Origin of the sequence: Brucella cytisi (assembly GCF_038433355.1) — a bacterium.
Classification (GTDB): Bacteria; Pseudomonadota; Alphaproteobacteria; order Rhizobiales; family Rhizobiaceae; genus Brucella; species Brucella cytisi.
Map to the genome: position 1 here is coordinate 1 of NZ_JBCAUP010000044.1, position 25,734 is coordinate 25,734.

Here is a 25,734-nt window from a genome sequence, read left to right on the forward strand (position 1 = left end):
CGGAAGAAGAAGGCGTCGCCCGTTCCGCGCAGAAGTCTGGCGAATATCGCGACCAGAACAATGGAGAAAATCAATCGACCGAACAGGACGACATAGATATCCGCGCCAAGAGCCACCACGATCAGCGTATCTTCGATCAGGCTGTGGCACAGCCCCATGAACTCGACGCGAGAAAGACGTCCCGAGGCTGAATGTGTCCGCGCTGTGCTTCACGGATGATGAGACCTCCACCATAGGACAGTCCCAGCACCAGCCCGACCACGGTCAATGGAGCGGCATTTTTCGATATGCCGAGCAAGCGCAACAAGGGTGAAAGAAGCAGGTTGAGGAAGCGCGTCACATCGAGCGCGTCCATTGTTCTCAGCACAGCCACCAGACCGAGCAGGACGATAAATATCCAGACCAGCGTGGAAGCCGTATCGGCGACGAAGCTGCTCCAGCTTGAATCGTAATGGCCCGGCACCCAGCCCGGTGCAGCCGGTTCTGCCAGCCAGCCGGTACGGCTGGAAATCAGGTTGATCCCCCATGCGAAAACAAGGCCGCCGCCAAGCCGGATCAGGGTCGACACGATCAGGCGCGGACCAGCCTTTTGTACGATACGCTGTTCGATGGGAAGAGCATGAGCGAAGAGGAAAAGCGAACCGAGGATCGTCACCTGAGCTGTGGTGAGTGTGTCGACCGGCAAGACGGCGAACATCACCACTGCCCCGCTCCACACGCCCACCAGCAGGTTCATAGCCCAAACAAAACCGGCTTCAGGCGGCAGCCCCACGAACTGCATGACGGGAGCGAAGGCAGGAGAAATGGCTTTGATCAGGCCCATCTCGATTGCCAGCTGCGTCAGCACCATCACCGGCAACATGATCTTGACCAGCGTCCAGTAGACGCTGATCGCCTCGCGCAGGATAACCATACCGAATGCTGTCAGTCGCGTGACCAATCTCCCGGTCATCCTATCCCACTCCGCTTTTGTCCGGGCCTGCGACGTCTCAGGCCGGTTCGCGCATGAGGGATTGCGTCTTCGCCGTGGTCACTGTGGCGATCCGCGTCTCCGATACAAGCATTCCATTGGAGAAAACACGCAAATGCGGTGTTCCACCGGCCACGAAGCCGTCGATGCTTTCAGCTTTGGCAAGCAGAAAATCAGCGCGAGCGCCCCGATGCAAGCCATAATCCTTAAGCCCCATCAGTTTTGCAGGGAATGCAGTAATCATCGCGTAGGCGGTGGCAAGTTCGTCGCCCTTCAGATGGCCGGCCAGCAGGGTCCAGCGCGCGATTTCCAGCATATCGCCTGATCCTGTTGGAACGAAGGGATCCTCAATATTATCGGACGCGGTTGCGATGGGTACGCCGGACCGTACGATTTCGGCCACCCGGGTCAGACCGCGCGGCGGCAACTTCTCGCAATCGCGCCCCTGCAGATAAAGATTAGCCGCCGGTAGCGTGACAACGCCAAGTTTCAACGCGATGATCTGCTCCAGGATCGCCTCGAAATCCGGTCGGTCCATCGCACTGAGAACCGAAGCATGGCTGAGCACGGTACGCGCCTCCAGACCATAGCGACGGACCCGCTCGAAAACAGCGTTGAAAAGCGGACGATGCGGGTTGAGATGTTCATCAAGGTGCAGGTCGACCGGTCGCCCATGCCGCGCGGCAGCGGCAAAGAGGATATCGAGATAACGATCCGGGTCTTCCGCGACAGCCGGGGTGCCACCAACGGCATCAGCCTGTGCTACGGCCCGATCGATGTTGGCCTCCAGCCAGTCAAGATCCTGTCCGGGATGCGGTATCATGAAGGCCACAAGTTGCAATTTAACCCGGTCCGCCCAATCCGAGCGCAATTTCGCCAGTGCCTCAATGCCATTGAAACCGGCATCTTTATCGACATTCACGTGGCTTCGAATTGCGGTAGTGCCTCGGCTGAGACAGCGCTCGATTGTTTTGGATGCCCGCTTGAAAATATCGTCCGGCGGGGCCTGCCGTGCATATTTCGCGAAAGCGTCGCGCGCGCCTTGCAATGTGCCTGACGGGTTGGGCGCAAAACGCAACACGCCCGTCTTGTCGAGGTGCTGGTGCATGTCCACCAGGCCCGGCGAAACGATGCAGCCTGCCGCATCGATAAGCTGCATGTCGCCTTCAAGCTCGATGTCGGATGCAATATCCAGGATGACACCTTTTTCGGAGATCAACATATCGGCCTGTCGGACATCGCGGGCGCCTGCAGCGACCAGGCCTCCCCGGACAAGGCGGCGGCACGGCGCGGTGGATTGCTGGAACAGATTGTCCATCGTGAAACCTCACTATCTGAGTGGAGCTGAATGGGTAAAACGGGTCCGCCCCGCAAGCCTGTATTCCACAGCCGCTATAGCGGGCGGTTGCCAACCTTTGGTGTGCAGGCCGGGCTCTCCGCCCGGCTCCGCAGATGGTTATACTCAGCCACCGTTGGTCTGGGACTTTGCCTCGGCCAGATGACCGTCATGATGGCTTTCATGAACCTGATTGCTGTCGCCCAAGCCGTTGAGAACGAGATTGAGCGTAACGGAAACCACGCAAGCCACCACGACGCTTGAATGCAGGATAGATTGCGTCCAGTCCGGCAGTTGCTGGAACAGATTGGGTGACATGATTGGGATGAATGCTATGGCCAGCGTCAAAGCGACGATCAGGATATTGTACTGATTATTCGCGTAATCGACCTTGGACAGAGACTGGATACCAGCCGCAGCAACGATACCGAACATCGCTACCGCTGCTCCGCCGAGTGCCGGTGCAGGCACCGCTGCAAGGACTGCGCCGAACTTGGGAAAGAAGGCGATAACGCACAGCATCAAACCGCAGAGGGCCACAACCCAGCGGCTGCGCACACCGCTCAGAATGACGAGCCCGACATTCTCCATATGCGCGATGAAGGGAAAGCCCGCGAAGACGCCGGCAACTGCACTGGCAAGGCCATTGGCACGCACCCCATCAGCAACCTGCTCAGGCGTTACATCCTTGTCGACAATCTCTCCGATCGAAATAAACAGGCCCATGGATTCCACTGTCTGGACGATCATCACAATCACGATCGTCATGAACGGCAGGACGGCGAAAGTCGGCAGTCCGAAATGGAACGGCGTCGGCACGGTCATCCAGGGAGCGGTTGCGACCGGGTTGAGATTGCCCATCCCCAGAAGAAAGGCGACCAGAGCTCCCGCGCCCATACCGAAAAGTACAGCGAGATTTTTCAGAAGCGGCGATCCAAACCTGTTGAACGCAAGGATAACGATCAGCACCAGTAGCGCCACGCCCAGAAAAGCGGGATCGCCAAAATCGGCCTGGCCACGTCCGCCACCTGCCCATTGATAGGCTTCCGGCAGAAGTTGCACGCCGATGGCGGTGACTATGCAGCCCGTGACGACGGGCGGAAAGAAGCGGCGCAGATGCCCGGTAATCGGTGCGATCAGCATGATGAAGATGCCGCCTGCAATCACGGCACCGCAGATACCGGCTATACCCACGCCTGGCATGGAACCGATCGCGATGATGGCCGAAACGCTGGAGAATGCTACACCATTCATGATCGGAAGACGGACGCCGAAACGCCAGAATCCGATGGTTTGCAGCAGCGTCGCAATGCCTGAACAAAAAAAGGTGGCACTGATCAGGAGGATCGTTTCCTCGGCGCTAAAACCAAGTGCATTGGCAATGATCAGCGGCACTGCGACCGATCCCACATATGACACTGCAACATGTTGCAGTGCCAGGGTAAGAGTTTTCTTTGCAGGTAGTATTTCATCGACTGGATGTATTGCAGTTGTCATCGTTGTTCCCCTTGTTTGCTCATTCTCCAACGACTTGCGGCCGTTCCTTTCATGACGTCTTGTGGTGACGCCTGTTTGCAAATTCGAACGATCCGGCTTTGGAATTCATCCGGCACGAAGAGATACGGCGGATGCACTCCCGGTCCCAAAGCCGGCTCGCACGGGCGTCTACGCCCGGCATGCCTCTATGCGGGCCTGCAGAGAGGCACGGTCCAGATTGCGTCCAATGAAGATCATCTTGTTTGAACGTTCATCTCCAGCCCACGGATGATTGGGGCGGAATTCGATCTCGTTGTGAACCCCGTGCAAGACGTAACAATAGTCATCGTCCTGCATGGAGAAGATACCTTTCATCCGAAACAGATTCTCATTGTTCTGTCGCTTGAGTTCCGTTACCCAGCGCGACATTTTTTGGGGGTCCATATTCCCCGGGAGTTCTATACCCACCGATGTGACGGAAACGTCGTGTGTGTGACTGGCATCGCCAAGCCATGCATGGTCGTGATCGTGATCGTGATCATCGTGGTGATGATTGTGGACGTGCCAGTCGAAATCGATTTCTGCAGCCATCTTACGATTGCGGTCAAATGCCGCCAGCCCCAGGATTTTGCTCAGATCGATCTGCGCATAGCTCGACAGCACGATATCTGCCGTTTCATTGAGCTGGCGGATACGCCTGGTCACATCGGCAATGTCGGCATCCTGAGCCAGGTCCACCTTGTTGAGTACGATGCGGTCCGCACAGACGATCTGGTCAACCGCCTGATTATCGATACCGTCGAGATGGATATCGTCCAGATGCTGGCGGATATGTTTGACGTCAACCAGTGTGATAACGCCGTCCAGATTGGTTTCATTGCGGATCGGATCGTCGAGAAAGAAGGTTTGCGCAACCGGATAGGGATCGGCCAGACCACTTGTCTCAATAATGATGTGATCGAGACGCTCCGGTCTTGCCAGAAGCTGGCGGATGACCCGAAGCAGGTCGTCGCGTGCCTCGGCCACGCAGCAGACGCAGCCATTTGTCATCTCGAAAATCTCTTCAGTGCTACCGACGACCAGATCGCCGTCTATACCGACCTCCCCAAACTCATTTTCGATCACAGCGATCTTCATGCCGTGATTTTCCTTCAGTATATAATTCAGCAGTGTCGTCTTGCCGGAGCCGAGAAAACCGGTAAGCACGGTGACCGGAATCTTGTCCTTGACTGTCTTCAACATTGTTCATCTCCCTTGGATTACTGGTGTCAGGGCATCTTGATCCAACGCCGCACGCCGTCCGTTTCAAGATCGAAAAGATCGAGAACTCTGCCCACTGTATGATCGACCATCTCCGCGATGGTCGCAGGTTTGGCGTAAAAGGCTGGAACTGGAGGCGTCACGATCGCACCCATCTGTGTAACGGTGAGCATGTTTGCTATATGGGTCTGCGTCAGCGGTGTCTCCCGGGCCAGGAGCACAAGTCTGCGTCGTTCCTTCAGCGTGACATCTGCTGCACGGCTGATCAGGCTTCCTGATAATCCGTGGGCAATTTCCGCAAGGGTTTTCATCGAGCAAGGTGCCACAACCATGCCCATTGTCCTGAAGGAACCGCTCGAAATACTGGCGGCCATGTCGTCGGATTTATAGAGACAGTTCGCCAGATTCCGGATGTCAGCGAGTTTATAGTCTGTCTCATGCGTCATGGTGAGGAGCGCCGACCGGCTTACAACTACGTGCGTCTCGATCTGGAGCTGTTGCAGGATTTCAAGAAGGCGAAACCCGTAGGTAAAGCCGGACGCACCGCTGATACCAACAACCATACGTGGTTGATAACCGTCATAACGCGGGGAGATGGCATTCATGACGCCGCCCCCGTCGGTCGCGTTCCCGCCAGACGACCCAGCAGATCCCGCGCACGGCTCATTGCGTCATCACCGATTGTTGCGCGAATACCATGAAAATCCGGTCCGCGTGTTGCATCGAGCGCCAGCCGCGACGTCGTTCCATCGGAACTCGATGATGGGTCGAGAGGGCTGCCCGGCAGACCACCGATCGTGAAGAGGTCACGATGTGGCTGAAAATGCGTTGCCAATGCCCATAGAACCTGGCTGTCCTGCGCGACGTCGACATCGTCATCGACGGCTATGACTGTTTTCAGATACGGATCCCAGCCAAGCAGACCGAGCATGATCTGACGCGCTTCGCCTGGCCGGCTTTGTTTCAAAGCGACATAGCAGTGGAAATGTGTGCCGGACGTGGGGTAATGCAGCCGTGTCACCGAGGGGAAGCGTGCCTTCAGCTTTTCAAACATCTCGGCTTCCCGCGGCAAGCGAGCAAGATTGAGATGTTCATCGGTCGCACCACCCACGACGTCGACCAGCCACGGTGCCTTGCGGCGCATGATTGCCGTTACATGGAAAAGCGTATTGGTCGAACGATCCGAGGAATATCCGGAAAACTCGCCGAACGGGCCTTCCTCGACATGCGCATGGGGATCAAGGTGCCCTTCCAGAACGTATTCGGCAGCCGCCGGAACCCCGATAGCATAGCGTGGTGTTCTGACCAGACGCAGAGGCTCCCGCATAAGCCCGCCCGCTACGGCACGCTCATCAGCGCCAAATGGCAATCGAGCCGATGCAGCCAGCATGAAAAGGGGGTGCGCCCCAACCACCATTGCTACCGGTAACGGTCGACCTGTTTCGCGTGCTGTCTGATACATGCGCCATAAATGGCCTCGCGAATGCAGGCTGGTTGCCAGAGCTGACTGCGAGTGACGCATTGATCTGTGATAACTGAGATTGGCTATGCCGGTTTCGGGATCGCTCGCCACGATGATTGCATTTGTGATATAGGGACCGCGATCACTTGCAAAATGCTGGATCATCGGAAGTTTGTCGAGATCGACGTCCTTGCTTTCATCAACCCGTTCCATAACCAGACCATCGGCGACATATTCGGGGTCGATTGGGGTGTTGGCTCGTTTCTGATACTCTTCATGAAGTTTTGAAACGCTGGTTCCGAAGATTCGAGCGATCCGTTCGCGTGATGCAAACACATTCGTGACCAGCGGCACCTCGCTGCCCGGAACCTGGTCGCAAAACAGCATCGGCGCCCTTCCCGTTTCAGCGAGGGCGGCCACCATTGCAGTTACATCCCGCCCATCCGGCAGCGGCTCGCGGATGTGAACGACGTCGTCGGGATAAAGTTTCCGATAGACATTCGCGAAACCCTGAAAATCCTGGTTTCCCACATTGGTGATTGATAGCAGCTCGTTCATGACTCCTCCCAGTGTCATTTTCTGAAATGTGCGGGGTGCACACGTGCACCCCGCACAGGAAGTCAGACATATGTCGCCTTGAGGCGCTTCTCAGCTTCCGCCAGGTCCTTGGGAGGCTTGGTGGGTTCAATTCCGACGAGACGGGCAATATTATTGCCCAGATAGTCTTCAAGAATATCTTCGCTCAGGTTCATGCCCTGCGGCTCTGGCGAACACAGAACCTCCAGCTCGCGCAACCACATGCCCGGATTGTTCGGCGGCGAATCCGTACCGAACACAATCTTGTTTGGCGGCAACTGCTTTGCAAACTCCACGATGCGCGACTGGAAGCACCAGCCGGATTCGCAATAGACATTCGGCGTGTCCATAGCCATCCAGAACGCCTCGAACGAGTAGTTGCCCCCTGTCTGGATACCGAAATGACCGATGATGAAGTTGACCATCGGAAACTCGCGGATAATGGGGTAAAACTGCGTCGGGATCGAATAAGGGCCATCACCTGTATGGATGAGCACGACGACGCCCAGCTCCGCACATTTCTTCATGGCGGGCCGCAACCATTCGAGTGCGCGGTCCGGGCGATAGCCATGCATGTTGGAATGCAGCTTCAGCATCTTGAAGCCATATTCCTTGACGTGGAATTCCAGTTCCGCTGCTCCGTTTTCCGGGCCCCACCGTGGATTGTAATTGAAGTTGCCGATGAAGCGGTCCGGATACTTCTGGCAGAGCTCGGCGACATAGGACATGTAGTCTCGAATGCCGTCGCGTCCGCGACGGTTGCCGTCGCGGTAGCCTGTATTGCCGGGCGGCGGCTGGATGAAGCCCATATCGATCCGGCGTGGCTTGCCGTTGATCATATAGGGCCCGTCCATGAGCTTCAGCATACGTTCGCCGTTAAACGGTTCACCGGTATGGCGCCAGGCCTCATCGACCAGATTGGTTGGATGCAGATGGGTATCGATGATCATTTGGATTCTCCGCTGAACTAGGCAATGGTCGCCAGGTAGTGCTTGTTTTCGATGCCATGACGTTCAAGTTCTGCGACTGCATCCTGATAGGTGGCGGGCGGAGGCGTTGGCTCCATACCCAACATGCGGGCGAGATTGTTGCCGAGGTAATCCTCGAGCGTGTCCTCGTCGAGATTCATCCCTTGCGGCGGTTTGTGGCAGAGCACCTCCAGAAGGTTCAGCCACATGCCTGGTTCGTTGGGCGGAGTGTCTGAACCGTAAAGGATCTTGTGCGTCGGCAAATCCTTGGCAAATTCGACGATACGCGACTGCAGACACCAGCTGCTTTCACAAAACACGTTCGGATATTCCATTGCCCATTGGAAAGGCTCGAAACAGTAGACGCCTCCCGTCTGCACACCGAAATGCGCCATGATGAAATTGATATCCGGATATTCCTTTATAAGCGGAATCCACTCCGTCGGAATGCTGTACGGGCCATCGCCGGTATGCAGCTTGACGAGCACGCCGAGTTCGCGGCATTTGTCGAGCGCAGGGCGCAGCCAGTCCTTGGCGCGGTCAGGCCGATATGCATGCATATTGGCTTGTAGCTGGACCATGCGGAAACCATGTTCCTTCACATAACGCTCGATGGCCTCGACCCCGTTCTGCACGCCGCAACGCGGATTATAGACGAAGCAACCAATGAATCGGTCCGGATATTTTTGGACCATTTCAAGCGTATAGGCCATATAGGCGTCAATAGACTGACGTCCGTCTAGGTCCCCATCCGTCCACGTATAGATGGTATTGCCCTGCGGCGGCTGGATGAACGCCTTGTCGATGCGGCGTGGTTTGCCGTTGATCGTATAAGGGCCGTCCATCATTTGAATCAGGCGCTCGCCGCTGAACGGATCGCCATCATGCTGCCAGGCCAGATCGACCAGATTGGTCGGATAGCAACTGGTATCGATGATCATTGATTGGTCTCCTTTTCCCGGTCGTGAAGGACCGATCCTCGAGAAAACCAACTGCGTCCCCCTTTGATGCAACAACCGCTCGAAGGCGACGGCAGGCTTATTTTCGACAGCAGTGATTTTCGTCACTGCCCACTATCAGCGCATTGTCCTCAAGACGTACAATATCGCTTTCAGTGCATGGTGAGACGATTTCGATATGGTCGAGATGGAAACCCGCCGGCTGCCCGCATCCAGCCGCCAGCCCGGAACACTCAACAAAAAAGCCGACCCCGAGGGTCGGCTTGTTGCTTTTATAAAACCGGATCTCCGGTAGAGATCATTTTGAGTACGGCCTGCTCCAGTCGAACAGCATGGTTGCGCTGAGAACAGCAAAGATAAGGATGATATTGAACACGAGAACCTCGAAAATGGGAAGACGCTGGGCCTTGTTAAAGGGGCAAGGATTTACTGGTCAGCATCCCTTGAAGATCTCTCGGATCTTCATCCCACGCCTGACACGCGCCTCTTAGAGGCAAACCGGCGATAAAATCAAGGTGTGTTTTTGTGATTTTTCATTTTCGGAGCATGGTGAAGCAGACAAACCACGACAACCGGAGGGTGGCTCCTCCGGTTGTGAGACGCTGTACTCACTCGACCGCGTGACCGAGTGTCTGAACCCGCGGTTCTTGACCCTGTTTGTTCGCAAAAAAGCGTTTGTAGAGGAAGAAATAAAGCCTGATGTACTGTCCTACCAGGAGTGCGTTGATGATTGTTCCCTCCCGGATAAAGGGAATATCTGCAAGGAATGCAAGTCCGATCGCTGCAGACAATACCAAAAGGGCGCAATCGTAGAAGGTCTTGATGTTCCCCCATTTCCAGCCGGTGCGCTTGCATAAGGTATTGACGAACATATCCATCGGCATGAGGACGAGATTGGCTCGGATCATCAGAAACAGACCGAATGCCAGAGCCGCATCCGCGAACACCAGAAGCGCCAGCTTCGCATAGTACAGGTCCAGTTTAACGAATTCTGTGATAACGAGATTGAAGTCCAGAAACACTGCAAGCGCAAGCGCCGGCAGCAGCGATGCGAAGCTCTTCAGACCGAAATCTTTTGGCAAAACGAAATAGGTCGCCGCAAGCATGACAAGCTCGGTAATGAAGTTATAGGTGCCCTGACTGAGAGGCGGATAAACCAGTGTCATGGTTCGGGTCAGGCTGCTTAACGGCGATATCCCGATACCGGCTCTGATCGCTAGGCTGACGCCGAACGTCAGTATATAGATACCAACGATATAGGTTACCCAGCGCCGGGCAAGGTTACCGGTGTCAAGTACCAACAGATCATCTGTCTTGCGGGCCATTTTCTTCCTCCCGGAATGGCGTGATTTACCTCCACGGACAACGCCTCCAATCGCTGCCCTGACGGATTTTCTCTATTGTCTATTCAAGGAAGCGGAACCGGTGCAACGAAATGAAAAGGCTGAGGAGCTTGTTGACGACTGGCTCTCCCTCATTGCGATTGCCCAGCTCTTCCAGTGCATTGTCGATGTCTTTTGCACTTGCCGTTAGTTCTTCCACCGACATGTTGGCCATGACCCCATAGATTTCGAGCGGTAGAATTGCTTTGTCAGTTTCGTCCTCCGTTACTACGCAGGCACCTGCATAGCTGTCGACGCGCTTCAGGCAATGGCTCATTTCTGCACTGTCCTGGCCGACGACGACAAAGTACGGCTTCGGTGCTGGCCAGAATGTGGCAACTGCGCCCCGATCGATCGAAACGCCCTTGAAGAGGCCATTTACGACATGGCGTTTACCTTCAGCATAACGCTGGACGATTGAAAGACGGCTGTACGTCGCACCGTCAATTTGTGGCACGACTTTACCGTCCTTGAACGGCACCCAGACCTCCTGATGGAACTTTGCATGGCCACGACCATAGACATCAAACAGATAGACTTTGGCCCGGGTACCATCTTCTGAAACCTCGAGCGGAACAATGTCCAGCTGATCATTTGTCAGGTCGGCCAATCCAGGCACAGCGTTCTTGCACATGGCCGAATAGTCTATTTCGACTTTTTTCAAAAGCTTACGGTCTTTGGCGATCAGTTCCCCGTCCTTGAAGACGTAAAGGGGATTTATCCTGGAAAGACTGTCGGTAAGCACGATATCGGCATAGCGACCAGGAGCAAGTGAACCGATCCGGTCTTCCATATGAAATGAGCGCGCTGTGTTGTAGGTCGCCATCTTGATGGCATGGATAGGATTGATACCCATTTCCACGCAAAGCGATATGATCCAGTCCATATGCCCCATGGTCTGGAGACGTTCTACAGAAATATTGTCCGTGCATAGCATGAAATTATCGGTCGGCCATTTCCGGTCAACGATGGAACGCAGAAGGATTTTGATCACTTCGGCACTGCCGACACCAAATTTTATGTGTGTCGGAAAACCGTACCGGATGCTTTTCTCAATATCCTTTTCATTCCATACATCGTGATTGTTGGAAACTCCGATTGCCGGAAGATAGTTGAGCATCATGTCAGAAAGCGCAGTTACGCCCCAGTGACCATTCATGAATCCTCCCTTGGCACGTACCCACGAAGCCTTGCGGAAATCATCATCATTGCCGGAACTATAGGTAAAATGTTCAAATTCACCGAGGCCGATCACCGGATCCATCTCGAGCACTCTGTAGGTCACGGCCGCCGATACCTTCTTGCCTGGTGCGAAAGCATAAAGGCGGTAAGGTAGTTGTTTATGATCGCGGAACAGGTTTTCGGCCGCCTCGATACCCTCTTCTCCCGCCGCACTGAGAAGATCGAGGCACTCGGCGTAGATTGTCGTGGTACCACATGGGACCATAGCGGCGGCCAGTGCGGTCGGATGGGCGAGCTGTGACTCGAAATGAATATGCGCATCAATGAGACCAGGAATAGCGTAAAGTCCCTTGCCATCGAAAACCTTCTTCACCTTGACGATGGTTTCGTCGGGGTTGAGCGCAATGATGCGTTTGTCGTAAACGAGAATCGAACCCTGATAGATCGTCTCGCCATGAACATCGAGAATGTTGAGGTTCTTCAGGAGGAGATCTGCTTCGCCCCTCCCTTCAAGGATTTCGAAAATTGCACGCACCTTGTTGTAATGCGTTTGTTCAACCAGTTTGTTCACGGCTTTCTCCAGATTTGGTTCGCTGATCCAGGCGACGTGTCGTATTTGCGTCCATTCCCTGCCGACATCGCTTCAATGGCATAAAAGGCTATTGCACCGTTTCCGAAAAGCAGTATTTATTCACCACTGCGTGCACTTTTCGAGAACGCTCGGAGGACCAGATGCTGCATTCCCGCGTTCTGCGCTATATCGATGAGGTTGCCAGGATCGGTTCGATCCGCGGGGCCAGCGAGCGACTGAATGTGGCCGCTTCTGCAATAAACAAACATATTCTGCATCTGGAAGAGATGGTGGGTGAACCGCTGTTCGAACGCCTGCCACGTGGTCTGCGCCTGACCCCCGCCGGAGAGATTCTGGTTGCTCATGTTCGCCGGACACTGAGTGAATACAGCCAGGTTAAGGCGGATATACGTGATCTCAAGACTTTACAGGGCGGCGAAGTCATTATCGCCACAATGAATGGGCTTGCCAGTGGGATCGTTTCGAAGGTCGCGGCGAGCTTCGGCGCGCGTCATCCCCGTCTTAAAATCACAGTCAGGGTAATGTTTGCGCGCGATATCTTCCAGGCCGTTCTGGACGGCGATGCGGATCTGGGCTTTGCCTTCAATCTGCCAGCCTTGCCGCAAGTAGAAACATTATGGCGAACAGAAACCCGTCTGGGTGCCGTTGTTTCGCCAAATCATCCTCTGGCGGGACTGGAATCAGTTACGCTTGCCTTTTGCGAGTCCTATCCGCTGATTTTCGCCGACCGTTCGATGCTTATTCACGGCATCGTAGCCGATGCTTTTGCAGAAGCCGGTTTCACTGCCGAAGCAACATTTCTGACCAATTCGATCGAAGCGATGAAATGTCTTGCAGCAGCAGGTGATGGCATTGCGTTTCTCAGTAAATTCGACATTGCTGAGGAACAACGGAACGGGGCTCTCACCTATCTGCCGATACGCGGCGGCATATTCGCGAAGAACATCCTCTCTCTTATACAACGCGAAAAGCGAAGCCGGGGACTGGCAGCGGACATGTTCAGTGAAGAGTTGAGCCGCGCCGCACGAGGTGTACTGGATTGACCAGATATCGGGGAGCGTCATACCGGCTTCTCCTGACTGATACAGTTGCGAAAGAGACTGACAATACTGGCGAGCAAAGCTGCCAGAGCACCGGCATGTAATGCAGAAATCGATCCAGGTTCGCCATACAGGTTGAACATCGCCGCCACCAGCGCCGCCCCGAGCGATTGCCCGACAATGCCCACAAGCGTGGATATGCCACCGGCGCTGCTGCTTCTGTCCGCAGGTGAGGACAACAAAAATGCCTTCATGTTTGGCGCCTGAAAAAGCCCAAAGCCAGTTCCGCACAACGCAAGCCCGGCACAAATCTCTTCAATTGTGCTGTCAGACGGGAGAAAGCTCAACAAACATAACCCGGTCGCTATTGCCATAAGCCCGGTACTACAAAGAATTGCGGGCGACACGCGATCTGAAACGGGGCCCGCCAGCAGCGATATCAGGGTCGCAAACACCGGCCAGACGGACAACAGGAACCCGGCTTCGAACTGAGTAAATCCGAAGCGCCACTGGAAAAGAAACGGCAATGAAACAAAAGCAGAAGCCATGGCCAGAAAGGACAGGACAGCCGTTAACGCTGACAGGGCGAATACGGGTCTGGCGAAGAGGTCGATCGGCAATGCGGTGATCAATACTGACCTGGGCTGGTTTGCAAGGGACAACAGAACGAGAATTGCTGCCACTGCAAAGATCGCGCTGTACGCTGCTTCACCGTGGGCAGAAAAATGCAGGCTTAAGCAACATGCTGTCGTCATCGCCGCCCCCAGAGCAAGTATGATCGGTTTGACTGTGCGCCTTGCCACGGGAATGGAGGGCGGCATCGCATAGAGACCCAACACGATACCAATAGCGCCGACGGGTATATTGATTAGAAACAGCCATGGCCAGGATCCCACACCAAGAATAAGCGAAGTCACGGTCGGACCAGCTGAAAGCGACAAGCCGACGACGAACGCATTGATGCCCATTCCCATACCGAGCAGCTTTTCGGGAAATATGGACCGTGTCAGCGCTATTCCTGTTCCCGCGATGCAGGCCCCGCCAATTCCCTGGAGCACTCTGCCAGTGACAAGCGGGAACAGGGAGGATGAGAACCCGCATAACAATGAAGCAAGGCTGAACAGGACAATACCTGCTATCGCGATCTTTCGCGCGCCGATTCTTTCCGCGCATACGATAGCAGGCAGCAGGGCGAAGACCATTGCCAGTTGATACGAAGCGGTTATCCATATGGCCTGACCTGCGGAAAGCTGCAGGCTGCGAGCTATCTGCGGCAAAGCAGTATTGGCGATTGCGATATCGAGATTGGCAACGGCTACATTCAACATGACTGCTACGGTTGCCAGTATCCGGTCAACGCCATGAAGTCCGTCATGTGCCATGCCTGTCCCGGAGTTCGCTGGTGATCCGGCATATTTCAGCCTGAAGGACAACACTGTTGTACTTCTCCCTATGATAGCTTGCGGAGCATGATGCCTTAAAAAGTCGACAACAGTGTTTTGCCGTATACGATACTATCGCCTCATCGCTGGTGAATCGTACAATATCGTTTGCATCGATGGATGAGAGGTATTTCATATGGACTTCAATCACCTGAAGCAGTTCGACCTGCGAACGTTGCGCTACTTCCTCATTGTCGCGGACGAGCTTCATTTCGGTCGGGCTGCAGTGCGTCTCAACATGTCTCAACCGCCTCTCAGTCAGCAGATCAGACAACTGGAGGACCGCCTTGAAGTCGCGCTCTTCAAGCGAAGCCATCACAATGTTGAACTGACTGCTGCTGGCCTGGCGTTGAAGGAACAGGCACCTCTTATCTTCCAGCAGCTTGAAAAGGCGATAGCCACAACCAGGATGACGGCTGCCGGATCGATTGGCCGGCTCGACATCGGTGTAATCAGTTCGTCACTTGTCGGCATCATACCCAGGGCACTCGATATCTTTACCAGTCGGTTTCCGGATGTCGACTGGCAGCTCCATGAACTGACACCGGCACTTCAGATTCAGGGCTTGCTCGAGCGTCGCATAGATGTTTGTCTTTTCCGCATGCCACCTCATCAGGAAGGCCTGCATCGGGAAATCATCATGCAGGAAGCGCTTATGATTGCGATGCCCAGATCGCATCCTCTGGCCAGTCAGACCAGTGTTTCCCTGATGGAACTGAAGGACCAGCCCCTCGTCATGTTCGGACTGAACCAGTCAAGGTTTGCAGATTTCCTTTATCAATGTTGTGTCAAAGCCGGGTTCACTCCCAGAATCCGTCAACAGGTCGTTGAGGTGCAGTCCCTTCTGAGCCTCGTGGGAGCCAACATCGGCCTCGCTCTTTTACCCGCCAGCATGCGGCAGTTGGCGCAGCCGGAAGTGGTGTTTAGGCCAATTCACCCATCGCCGCCGGAAATTCCCCTATATGCAACTTATCGCGCCGGGGACACATCACCGACACTCAAACGCTTTCTGGCGATTATCGGTGAACTGATAGTCGAGCACCAGATCAGGACCCCATCCGATGAATCGGACCGGCAGATCCAGTCGGTTTTCGAGAGGTACGAAAGCGGCTCGAATTGAAGCGACGTCGAGCCCATTTTCGGGAGCGGGACCCGATCAGGACGATATTTTATCCCAATAACTGTCTCGCGGTATCTTCATCCGTGATCAGCCCGTTGATGATGCCACCACTCATTGCGGCTTTCAGAGGCGATGTCTTGCGCTTACCGGACGCGACGCAAATACGTGGCCGCATCACACCGATCTGGGGTGCAACACTTGTGATTCTCAGATTTGTCGCCCCTTGTATTAATTTGCCCTGGGCATCGAACGCCCAGCCTGCAATTTCACCGACAGCGCCGAGCCTGTTCAGTTCAAACAACTCGTCCCTACTGAGAAATCCTTCCTGGGAGAGAGGCGAATCTGCAGCCAGATCACTAATACCGGTCAGCCAGATATCGGCAGTTGCAGCGAGTTCATGAACCCGCCGAACAGGTTCTATCGATAAAAGCGCATCTCGTTCCTCGCGGGACGAGAGATAAAGGGGCAGGAGCAGCGGAAAATGCTGGGCATTCACGGTTTCAGAGAGCTTGATCAGCGCGTCGAAAGGGCTTGCCGATCCGTCTATGCCGATATGCCCTACGAGTGACACCAGCCGGTGCATTGATCCGTTTATCGGTGAGACGCGCTGAACTGTCGCCCGCATGGTACGACCGGTTCCCACGGCCATCACAACAGCGGTGCGTGCCCGCAACTGGCGTTCGATCAAAACGGCGGCGGCTTCGGCAACTGCGCTCGAGGCTTCGGGCCAGTTTCCTTCAGATGGGACGATATCGCAGTATACCAGTCCAAACTTCTCGGTAAGTTTGCTGGCCAGTTCCATGCACTCCGCGATTGGATGGTTCATGCGGAATGTAATGAGCCCTTCTGAACGACACTGTGAAACAAACCGCTGGGCAGTCGGACGGGATACACCGAGCATCTGCGCGATTTCATCCTGCGTCTTGCCCGCAATGTAGTATAGCCACCCTGCCCTTGCGGCGTCATCCAGTTTTGGCTTGTCGTTATCGAGCATCGGAAGAGATATCTTTCAACAGGGAAGGAAGTAGCGCCGCGTCTGACAGAATATGATCGGCGCCTGCGTCGCGCAATGCTGTGCCATTATCGAGAACTGCATAATGGCTTCCACCGGTAAAGCCTATAGCGGCCATGCCAGCAGCCTTGGCAGCTTGTACACCGCTAGGACTGTCTTCGACAACGATGCATCGAGAAGGCGCGGCACCCATTTTTTCAGCGGCAAACAGAAACAGATCTGGCGCTGGTTTGCCTCGCTTCACCATCGTCGCACTGAAAATGTTACCTTCGAACAGCGACAACAGGCCGGTTTTTTTCAATGAGATGTCCAGACGCTCTACATCGCTTGAAGAAGCGATGCAGCGCGGAAGAGGGATCGACCTGACGGCCTCGGACATACCCTCAATCGCGACCAGCTCCTGATCGAACCGGTCAAACAGACATTTTCGCCAGTTGGTGACGAAATCAGGCGGTAGCGCTTTTCCCGATCGTCGTGAGAACTCGTCCGTTACCGCCGACGCGGGACGCCCCAGAAAGGTGCGCAACGCATATTCAAGCTCTGTGGGTACACCATATCGGCTCAATAGTTCTGCGACTGCACCGCAGCCGATAACTTCACTGTCGATCAGTACTCCGTCACAGTCGAAAATCACAAGGTCGAAAGCGCCGGAGTAGTCTTGCTGAAGTGTAGGGGCCATAGAATATCCGTGAGAAAATGATTTATTTCTGAGCTTATGATAATCCTTGACCGGTTGGATACGCAACTACCAACGTAACCTGCATTGCGGGATGAATTCGATTATGACGTCATTTTTCCGGATTGCTGGCCGATAATGCCATCGCAAGCTTAACACCCTGAAAACGGGCTGGACAAACGTTATCGAGAGCGTATGCTCACCTAAAAAGCAGTTGATCGATATTGGGAGGAAGCGATGAAGCGTCTTTTAAAAGCATCCCTGCTGGCAGGCTGCGCCATATTAGCCAGCGCGGTCGCCCATGCGGAAACCAAGATCGAGTTCTGGCATGCCATGGGGGGCGTGCTTAATGATCGCGTCGACGAACTGGCAAAGCAGTTCAATGATTCACAGGATCAGTATTCCGTTGTCCCGGTAAACAAAGGAAGCTACGAAGAGCTCATCAATGCGATGATCGCGGCCTATCGCGCCAAGCGCGCGCCAGCCATTGTCCAGACGAATGAACGCGCCTTTCTCACTATGCTGAACTCCAGCGCAATCATTCCAGTCGCGGACCTGATGAGCAAAGAGGGCTATACAATTGACTGGAGCACGGTGATCGCGCCGGTTGCGGCTTATTACACCGACAAGGGAAAGCTACAGGCATTACCCTTCAATTCATCGACACCAATACTGTGGTATAATCAGGAGCACTTCAAGGCTGCCGGCTTCGATAAGCCCGCTGACAACTGGCAAGAGTTCACGCAGCAGCTGCACACGATTCACGACAAGGGGATCTCTCAGTGCGCGATGTCTCTGCCCGGAGACTACGAGTGGAGCTTCCTCGAAAATTATTCTGCCGTGAATGACTTCCCGTATGGAACGAAGCGGAACGGTATTGACGGTTTGGACACGCAGTTCGTGTTCAACAAATCCCTTGTAACTCAGGTCGAGCGCATGCACGATCTGATCTCAAGCGGTGTCATGGAGATTGCGGGACAGGGAGTTCAGCCTGTCCAGTTATTCACGTCCGGAACCTGTTCGACAATAATTGCCTCGACAGCTTCCCATGCGGCAGTCGAGGCTTCGGCGAAATTCCCATGGAATGCCACCTTTCTACCTCATGAAAAGGACCGTACGCCGCATAACAGTGTTATTGGCGGCGGCGCGTTATGGGCTATGAAAGGTCATACCGACGATGAATATAAAGGCACGGCAGCTTTTTTTGATTTTTTGGCCAAACCCGAAACCCAGGTCTGGTGGAGCAAGAATACTGGCTACGTTCCTGTCACAACGACTGCTTATGAGGCCCTGAAGAAGGAAGGTTATTTCGAGCAGCATCCCACCCGTGCGATTGCGATCGAACAACTCATGCGAAAACCAAATTCCGAAAATTCGATGGGTTTCCGCTTCGGCAATTCCAACCAGGCAAATGTCATGATCATGGAAGAAATCATGGCAGCAGCGTTAGGTCAAAAGACGACACAGGATGCTTTGGATGCTGCCGTTTTGCGTGGCAATGAAGTGCTCCGTCGTTTCGAAAAGCTGAACGCAGGAAAGTGATGCAATGAGTTCTCCAGATCGACGTGCTTTCCGCTTCGCTTCTGCGCTTGCAGAGCGAAAGGAAAGCGGGTTGAAGCGCGCGCATTTCAGGGAATGGCGAACGCCGGTTCTGCTTCTTTTACCCCAGTTGCTTGTCCTGCTGTTCTTTTTCTTTATCCCCTCTTTCCGCGCGCTCATTCAGGCATTTCAGCTGAATGATCCCTTCGGCGGGTCTGTTCAGTGGGTTGGCTTTTCTAATTTTACCGCACTTTTCGCAAGCGCACCCTACTGGGCCTCGGCCAAGCTGACCCTCTGGTTCACGCTTTCGCAAAACGCCATTACCCTGTCGGTTGCGCTACTTTTTGCTTTCGCTACAAACCATATCGTCCGCGCACGCGGAACATATCGCGCAATACTATTGCTTCCTTATGCGATCGCTCCCGCTGTCGCCGGTATTATGCTGGCATTTCTCTTCAATACGCGTGTCGGTCCAATCTCCCAGATTATGCACATGCTCGGGATAGGCTGGGACCCGACCAGAAATTCGATGGACGCGATGATCCTGATTGTGCTGGCGGCTTCCTGGAAGCATATCTGCTACAATTACATCTTTCTCGTTGCAGCATTATTGGCCGTACCGCGGTCCATCCTCGAATCCGCAGCGATCGACGGCGCTGGCCCACTACGACGGTTCCAGCGTATTTCGTTGCCAATGATTGCGCCAACGCTGTTTTTTCTGGTCATCATCAATTTTGTCTATGGCCTGTTCGACACCTTTGCGATCATCGACGCGACGACACGCGGTGGCCCTGCCGGTGCAACATCGATCCTTGTATACAAAGTTTACCAGGATGGCTTCGTCAATCTGGATATGGGGTCGTCAGCTGCCCAGTCTGTCATTCTCATGATCCTGGCTCTCGCCCTTACGTTTGCCCAGTTTCGACTGGTCGAACGGCGCGTCAACTATGCGGTGTAAATGATGAACGAGCGCACTCCCATTCTTGATGCGGTTTGCCATGCGGTTCTGATAATCGGGATCATCCTGGTTTGCCTTCCACTCTACTTTGTTCTGGTCACGAGCTCTTTGAGCCAGCAGGATGTGCTCAAGGTTCCATTGAGCTGGCTTCCCGGTGATCAGTTCTTCGTCAATTCGCGCGAGGTTTTGAACACGATCAATTTCGGTCAGCTTCTGGTGAATACCCTTATCGTAGCGCTCGGAATTACTGCCGGAAAACTGGTTTTGTCCCTGCTCGCTGCATTCGCCGTTACTTACTTTCGGTTCCCTTTCCGCATGACCGCTTTCTGGCTGATATTTGTTTCAATGATGCTTCCCATCGAGGTCCGTATCGTGCCAACCTATGAATCTGCAGCCAATATGGCACTGCCGTTAAACGTTCTTTTTGGCTGGCTCGGTATAGCTGTTGAGCTGAACTGGAACATGGTGAACAGCTATCCGGGCCTGATCCTTCCAATAATCGCATCGGCAACCGCTACGTTCCTGTTTCGGCAATTCTTCCTGACAATTCCCGACGATCTATGCGAGGCGGCCCGAATTGATGGTGCCAGCCCTATTCAGTTCTTCCTTCGAATATTGTTACCGTTGTCCCGGTCAAATATCGTGGCACTGTCGATCATTCTGTTTCTCATGGGCTGGAACCAGTATCTGTGGCCACTACTCATGACGACAGATCCGAGCATGGCGACGGCGGTAGTTGGCCTGAAACAGGTCATGCCGCAGTCCGACGGATTACCGACATGGCACCTTCTTATGAATGCATCCCTCTGGACCATGCTTCCACCGGTACTGGTAATCGTCGTTATGCAGCGCTGGTTCGTAAAAGGCCTGGTCGACAGCGGAAAATAAACACAACCGGAGAATTATGAATGGTGAAGATCATTGGTCATCGTGGCGGACGGAATTTGTGGGCAGAAAACAGCCTTGCCGGCTTCCACAATCTGCTGAGCTTCGACGTCGATGCGGTGGAACTGGACGTTCATCTCAGTTCCGATGGGGTTCCTGTTGTGATACACGATCCGTTGCTCGATCGGACGACGAACGGTCGGGGGCCTGTTCAAGCCCACACTGCACAGGCACTGGGGCAAGTCATTCTAAACGACAGTCGAGGTCAGACCATCCCGACCCTTGAAGCTGTACTCGATATATATGCACCAACCCGGCTGGAGCTTGAGCTTGAAATCAAAATCGACGAGCGTGGTGAGCCCTATCCCGGATTGCCGGAGAAAATCATCACACTCGCCAAAGAGCGCGGCATGGTTGACCGCGTATTCCTCACTTGTTTCGTACCTGAAGTTCTGGAAGACATCCGTCTAAAGTTTCCCGACCAGAAGCTGCTTATGTCGATTGATCGCCGTTCTGCCGAGTTTTTTGGGGGCTTCGACAAGGTTCTCAGGCGCGGCAACGACACCGCCGACATACTGGCATTTGAGAAAAGCCTGCTGGAGAACGTGCTTGAGCAGTGCGTATCGGAAGTGGGAACTGACAGGTTGGGTTGCTGGGTTCCGAATACTGAAACCGAACTGGAGTACTGGATGGCAAGGCCGATCGGTCAGCTGACCACTGATCGTCCCGATCTGGCAGTACTGGTGGCCGGACGTCAAAGTCAACAGAAGGGCTGAACAGATGGCTTCGGTCGAACTTCATTCAATCCGCAAATGTTATGGTAATGTGGAAATCATCCCGAATGTTGACCTGACGATCGCGGATGAAGAATTCGTAGCGCTGGTCGGACCTTCTGGATGTGGCAAGTCAACGCTGCTCAGAATGATCGCCGGTCTGGAACAGATCACCTCAGGTGAGCTGCTGATCGACAACAAGAACGTAAACCGCTCGAACCCCAGCGAACGGGATGTGGCGATGGTCTTTCAGAACTATGCGCTCTATCCACATATGTCGGTTTATGACAACATAGCGTTCAACCTTCAGCTCGCCAGGCGACCGAAAGCAGAAATCGAGGACAGGGTCAACGAAGCCGCCAGGATGCTTGATCTGACTGCGCTTTTGAAGCGCAAACCACACCAGTTATCCGGAGGGCAGCGCCAACGCGTTGCTATGGGGCGGGCGATCGTTCGAAAGCCTTCAGTTTTTTTATTCGATGAGCCGCTTTCGAATCTGGACGCGAAACTGCGTGTGTTGATGCGGGCGGAGATCAAGGAACTGCATCAGAAAGTACGAACTACCTCGATCTATGTGACTCATGACCAGATCGAAGCGATGACGCTGGCTGATCGGGTTGTGGTCCTGAACAAGGGGAAAATCGAGCAACAGGGAACGCCGATGGAACTCTATACGCGCCCGGCCAATGTTTTCGTGGCTGGTTTCATCGGTTCACCTTCCATGAATTTTCTCGATGCAATCATCGGTCATACTGCTACAGGAATGATAGCTCATGTAGCAGATGGTGCTTCATTATCCTTGGAGGGTAACAATATTCAGGCGGGACAAAAAGTTGTATTGGGGCTGCGTCCAGAACATCTGGAGATTAGTCCAAACGGTGGAGTTCCCGCTAAAGTCCGGCTGGTCGAACCGACGGGTGCCCAGACGCATGTCGTTCTCGACGTTGGGGGATCAAGACTTATGGCGATTGTTGATGGTGAAACCCCGATCCGGGCGGGTGATCATGTCGGAGTCGAAATAGCACCTCGGCGGATGCATCTATTTGAGAGCTCCAACGGTATTCGCATCGATCCGATGCATTAGACTTCAGTCAGAAAGACATGTGAGGTTTCATCAAAGCGTCCTGTCGAGTTTATTTTGGGTTTCACGGCAGATGAACACTTTTGGCGACGGATTGAGCTCACCAGTCGGCTATACCCAGCCCCGACAGGTGCAACTTCATCGGACTCCCCTGGCGTGAGATCGCCATCAACAGATTTTTTGCAACAGAGCCCCCAGACCGAAACCTCCCTGGCGGCGCGATGTCCTTCACTTTGCCTGATTGACGGTTATAGCGATCATGTGGAGGACATCGTCAGCGCTGCACCCGCGTGAGAGGTCATTAGCGGGTTTGGCGAGGCCCTGAAGCACAGGGCCTATGGCCTGCGCCCCACCAATACGCTGGGCGATCTTGTAGCCGATATTGGCGGCTTCGAGATTGGGGAACACAAAGACGTTGGCATTGCCCTTGAGCGGTGAATCCGGCGATTTGGCATGGCTGATTGCCTCGACGAATGCCGTGTCGAACTGTAATTCTCCATCGATGCACAGAGCAGGCTTGCGCTCCCGCACCGTCCGGGTTGCCTGAACGACCTTTGATACGCGCTCATGCGCAGCACTGCCGCCGGTGGAGAAGGACAACATGGCAACGGCCGCATCTTTTTCCGTGAGCTGGCGATATGAATCGGCCGACTGTATGGCGATATCGGCAAGTTGCGCGGAATCCGGTTCCACCACGAGGCCGCAATCGGCAAAGACGAAAGCGCCTTTCTTCTGATGATGAGACTGGCACAGCAGCATCAGGAAGAAGCTTGAGACGAGTGATGCGCCTTCGGCCTTACCAATGATCTGCAGGGCATGACGCACCACATCGGCAGTCGTTGCAACTGCGCCAGCCACCGTCCCGTCCGAATCGCCTTCGCGTACCATCATGGCGGCGAAGCCGAGTGGCGTCTTCACGATTGCCTCAGCCTGCTCTTCCGTCATGCCTTTGGCCTGACGCAGCCGATAGAGTTTTTGCGCATAATCCGCGCTTTTGTCCGATACTACTGGATTTATGATCGCGATCTTTGAGCCGTCAATCTGCCTGCTGATGACGCTTTCGGAGCCCAGAAGCGTAATGCGGGCAATGGCTTCACGTTCGGCACGCAGCGCCGCATCGATGATACGCGGATCTTCGCCCTCGGCCAGCACGATGTGACGTGGCCTCGAACGGGCTTTCTCAAAAATCTTTTCCAACGGCAGCATGGCGCAATCTCTTCAAAAGGCCGGGAGTTGCGCTCCCGGCCTGATCACTGACGGACTGGTTCAGACGGGCATTTGCTGGCACATGTCGGCCTTGTCGATGCCGGCCACGACAACGGGCTTCTTCATCGCATCACGGCGGAATGGTTCGCCCAGTTCCTGATTGAGCACGACTTCGATGAAGGTGGTCACCCCCTTGGCCTGCTCGTCGATTGCCGTCTGCAAGGCTTCGGTCAGCGCCTGCTGGCTATCGACGGTCACGCCTTTCAGGCCGCAGCCATCCGCCACCTTGGCGTAGCTCAGGTTCGGATTGAGCTCGGTGCCGACGAAGTTGTTGTCGTACCACAGTGTCGTGTTGCGCTTTTCGGCACCCCACTGATAGTTGCGGAAGATGACCATGGTGATCGCAGGCCAGCCCTTGCGACCGATGGAGGTCATCTCGTTCATGGATATGCCGAACGCGCCGTCGCCTGCAAAGCCGACCACTGGCGTGTCAGGCTGGCCGATCTTGGCGCCGACGATGGACGGGAAGCCATAACCGCAGGGGCCGAACATGCCCGGTGCCAGATATTTGCGTCCGTGTTCGAAGCTTGGATAGGCGTTCCCGATGGCGCAGTTATTGCCGATGTCGGTGGACATGATGGCGTTCTTCGGCATTCCAGCCTGTATGGCACGCCATGCCTGCCGCGGCGACATGCGGTCCTTCTCGCGCTCGCGCGCACCGGCATTCCAATGCGTGCCCGGATCGTCATCCTCATGATCCATCGAGGAAAGCTGCTGCAACCAGGCGGATTTGCGCTGATGGATGAGCTGCTTGCGCTCGTCGCGACCGGCATTGCCCGCATTGGCTCCCATCTGGTCGAGAATCTGCTGCGCAACCTGCCTGGCATCGCCGCAAATGCCGACCGATATCTTCTTGGTGAGGCCGATACGATCAGGATTGATGTCGACCTGAATGATCTTTGCATCCTTCGGCCAATAATCGATGCCATAGCCGGGCAGGGTCGAGAACGGATTGAGACGGGTACCGAGCGCCAGGACCACATCGGCCCTGGAGATCAGCTCCATCGCGGCCTTGGAGCCATTGTAGCCGAGTGGACCGGCGGACAGTGGATGGGTACCGGGAAAGGCATCATTATGCTGATAGCCGCAGCAGACCGGCGCATCGAGCCTTTCGGCAAGCGCGATGGATTCAGGGATCGCACCGCCGATAACGACACCGGCCCCGTTAAGGATGACCGGGAATTTCGCATTGGTGAGAAGCTTTGCAGCCTCGGCAATGGCATCGCGTCCGCCGCTCGGGCGTTCCAGCCGGACGATCTGTGGCAGGTCGACGTCGATGACCTGAGTCCAGAAGTCACGGGGAACGTTGATCTGTGCCGGTGCACAGCCGCGCCATGCCTTCTCGATCACGCGGTTCAGCACTTCGGGAATGCGGGTCGCATCGCGCACTTCTTCCTGATAGCAGACCATCTCTTCGAACAGCGACATCTGGTCAACTTCCTGAAAACCGCCCTGACCGATGGTCTTGTTGGCAGCCTGTGGAGAGACAAGCAGCATCGGCGTGTGGTTCCAGTAAGCAGTCTTGATGGCAGTCACGAAGCCGGTTACGCCGGGCCCGTTCTGAGCAATCGCCATACCCATCTTGCCCGTCACGCGGGTATAACCGTCGCAGATCAGCGCCGCATTCGTCTCATGGGCGCAATCCCAGAAGGTAATGCCCGCCTTCGGAAACAAATCCGATACCGGCATCATCGCGGAGCCGATGATCCCGAATGCATGTTCTATCCCATGCATCTGCAAAACCTTAACAAATGCTTCTTCCGTCGTCATTTTCATGGC

At 54.7% G+C, this 25,734-nt stretch carries 22 protein-coding genes; 7 read left to right on the forward strand and 15 right to left on the reverse strand.

Annotation, left to right across the window (positions count from 1 at the left end):
* Window positions 1-136: 136 nt before the first annotated feature.
* The 10 genes from AAE521_RS25720 to AAE521_RS25765 all read right to left on the reverse strand — a co-directional run bounded on the left by AAE521_RS25720 (window position 137) and on the right by AAE521_RS25765 (window position 12,142).
* Window positions 137-952, reverse strand: coding sequence for a nucleoside recognition protein (locus AAE521_RS25720; RefSeq protein WP_342062910.1), 816 nt, complete (start codon window positions 950-952; stop codon window positions 137-139).
* Between the two features lie 37 nt (window positions 953-989).
* On the reverse strand, window positions 990-2,192 hold the full coding sequence (locus AAE521_RS25725) for an amidohydrolase family protein (RefSeq protein ID WP_235817751.1): 1,203 nt from the start codon (window positions 2,190-2,192) through the stop codon (window positions 990-992).
* Window positions 2,193-2,432: 240 nt separating this feature from the next.
* On the reverse strand, window positions 2,433-3,803 hold the full coding sequence (locus AAE521_RS25730; RefSeq protein ID WP_071634424.1) for a nucleobase:cation symporter-2 family protein: 1,371 nt from the start codon (window positions 3,801-3,803) through the stop codon (window positions 2,433-2,435).
* A 168-nt stretch (window positions 3,804-3,971) separates the two neighbouring features.
* Entirely contained in the window at window positions 3,972-5,024 is a 1,053-nt protein-coding gene (locus AAE521_RS25735) for a CobW family GTP-binding protein (RefSeq protein ID WP_071634423.1), read from the reverse strand.
* 26 nt (window positions 5,025-5,050) lie between these two features.
* A complete protein-coding gene (locus tag AAE521_RS25740) occupies window positions 5,051-5,647 on the reverse strand; it encodes a UbiX family flavin prenyltransferase (protein ID WP_071634422.1) in 597 nt (198 codons plus the stop codon).
* On the reverse strand, window positions 5,644-7,062 hold the full coding sequence (locus AAE521_RS25745; RefSeq protein WP_342062911.1) for a UbiD family decarboxylase: 1,419 nt from the start codon (window positions 7,060-7,062) through the stop codon (window positions 5,644-5,646). Before AAE521_RS25745 ends, AAE521_RS25740 begins: the two co-directional genes overlap by 4 nt.
* 62 nt (window positions 7,063-7,124) lie before the next feature.
* Complete coding sequence (locus AAE521_RS25750) at window positions 7,125-8,030, reverse strand: amidohydrolase family protein (RefSeq protein ID WP_071634420.1); 906 nt, start codon at window positions 8,028-8,030, stop codon at window positions 7,125-7,127.
* 17 nt (window positions 8,031-8,047) lie between these two features.
* Window positions 8,048-8,989: an amidohydrolase family protein gene (locus AAE521_RS25755; protein ID WP_342062912.1), complete on the reverse strand. Its 942-nt coding sequence runs from the start codon at window positions 8,987-8,989 to the stop codon at window positions 8,048-8,050.
* Window positions 8,990-9,615: 626 nt separating this feature from the next.
* A complete protein-coding gene (locus tag AAE521_RS25760) occupies window positions 9,616-10,332 on the reverse strand; it encodes a YczE/YyaS/YitT family protein (RefSeq protein WP_342062913.1) in 717 nt (238 codons plus the stop codon).
* A gap of 79 nt (window positions 10,333-10,411) precedes the next feature.
* On the reverse strand, window positions 10,412-12,142 hold the full coding sequence (locus AAE521_RS25765) for an amidohydrolase family protein (protein WP_342062914.1): 1,731 nt from the start codon (window positions 12,140-12,142) through the stop codon (window positions 10,412-10,414).
* Between the two features lie 161 nt (window positions 12,143-12,303).
* Here AAE521_RS25765 and AAE521_RS25770 point away from each other — a divergent pair, with 161 nt between their 5' ends.
* The gene (locus AAE521_RS25770) at window positions 12,304-13,206 is read left to right on the forward strand and encodes a LysR family transcriptional regulator (protein WP_071634414.1); all 903 of its coding nucleotides are present in this window, start codon (window positions 12,304-12,306) and stop codon (window positions 13,204-13,206) included.
* 17 nt (window positions 13,207-13,223) lie between these two features.
* On the opposite strand, the gene AAE521_RS25775 is transcribed toward AAE521_RS25770, so the two are convergent.
* Window positions 13,224-14,585: an MFS transporter gene (locus tag AAE521_RS25775; protein ID WP_342062915.1), complete on the reverse strand. Its 1,362-nt coding sequence runs from the start codon at window positions 14,583-14,585 to the stop codon at window positions 13,224-13,226.
* A 196-nt stretch (window positions 14,586-14,781) separates the two neighbouring features.
* On the opposite strand from AAE521_RS25775, the gene AAE521_RS25780 reads away from it, so the two are divergent.
* The gene (locus AAE521_RS25780; RefSeq protein ID WP_342062916.1) at window positions 14,782-15,765 is read left to right on the forward strand and encodes a LysR substrate-binding domain-containing protein; all 984 of its coding nucleotides are present in this window, start codon (window positions 14,782-14,784) and stop codon (window positions 15,763-15,765) included.
* Between the two features lie 49 nt (window positions 15,766-15,814).
* On the opposite strand, the gene AAE521_RS25785 is transcribed toward AAE521_RS25780, so the two are convergent.
* A complete protein-coding gene (locus tag AAE521_RS25785; protein WP_342062917.1) occupies window positions 15,815-16,759 on the reverse strand; it encodes a sugar-binding transcriptional regulator in 945 nt (314 codons plus the stop codon).
* Window positions 16,749-17,456: an HAD family hydrolase gene (locus tag AAE521_RS25790; protein ID WP_342062918.1), complete on the reverse strand. Its 708-nt coding sequence runs from the start codon at window positions 17,454-17,456 to the stop codon at window positions 16,749-16,751. Before AAE521_RS25790 ends, AAE521_RS25785 begins: the two co-directional genes overlap by 11 nt.
* 234 nt (window positions 17,457-17,690) lie before the next feature.
* Between AAE521_RS25790 and AAE521_RS25795 the strand changes: the two genes are divergently transcribed.
* Genes AAE521_RS25795 through AAE521_RS25815 form a run of 5 tightly spaced genes read left to right on the forward strand, consistent with a single transcriptional unit; the run spans window position 17,691 to window position 22,692 of the window.
* The gene (locus AAE521_RS25795; protein WP_342062919.1) at window positions 17,691-18,995 is read left to right on the forward strand and encodes an extracellular solute-binding protein; all 1,305 of its coding nucleotides are present in this window, start codon (window positions 17,691-17,693) and stop codon (window positions 18,993-18,995) included.
* Window positions 18,996-18,999: 4 nt separating this feature from the next.
* Window positions 19,000-19,950: an ABC transporter permease subunit gene (locus AAE521_RS25800; protein ID WP_071634402.1), complete on the forward strand. Its 951-nt coding sequence runs from the start codon at window positions 19,000-19,002 to the stop codon at window positions 19,948-19,950.
* 3 nt (window positions 19,951-19,953) lie between these two features.
* A complete protein-coding gene (gene ugpE / locus AAE521_RS25805; RefSeq protein WP_342062921.1) occupies window positions 19,954-20,838 on the forward strand; it encodes a sn-glycerol-3-phosphate ABC transporter permease UgpE in 885 nt (294 codons plus the stop codon).
* 20 nt (window positions 20,839-20,858) lie between these two features.
* Window positions 20,859-21,611: a glycerophosphodiester phosphodiesterase family protein gene (locus AAE521_RS25810; protein ID WP_071634400.1), complete on the forward strand. Its 753-nt coding sequence runs from the start codon at window positions 20,859-20,861 to the stop codon at window positions 21,609-21,611.
* Between the two features lie 4 nt (window positions 21,612-21,615).
* Complete coding sequence (locus AAE521_RS25815; RefSeq protein WP_342062920.1) at window positions 21,616-22,692, forward strand: ABC transporter ATP-binding protein; 1,077 nt, start codon at window positions 21,616-21,618, stop codon at window positions 22,690-22,692.
* Between the two features lie 225 nt (window positions 22,693-22,917).
* Here AAE521_RS25815 and pta read toward each other — a convergent pair whose 3' ends face one another.
* Entirely contained in the window at window positions 22,918-23,895 is a 978-nt protein-coding gene (gene pta, locus AAE521_RS25820) for a phosphate acetyltransferase (RefSeq protein ID WP_342061276.1), read from the reverse strand.
* A gap of 60 nt (window positions 23,896-23,955) precedes the next feature.
* Window positions 23,956-25,731 carry a sulfoacetaldehyde acetyltransferase gene (xsc, locus tag AAE521_RS25825; protein ID WP_342060206.1) on the reverse strand — a complete coding sequence of 592 codons (1,776 nt, stop codon included), beginning with the start codon at window positions 25,729-25,731 and terminating at the stop codon, window positions 23,956-23,958.
* Window positions 25,732-25,734 lie beyond the last annotated feature (3 nt).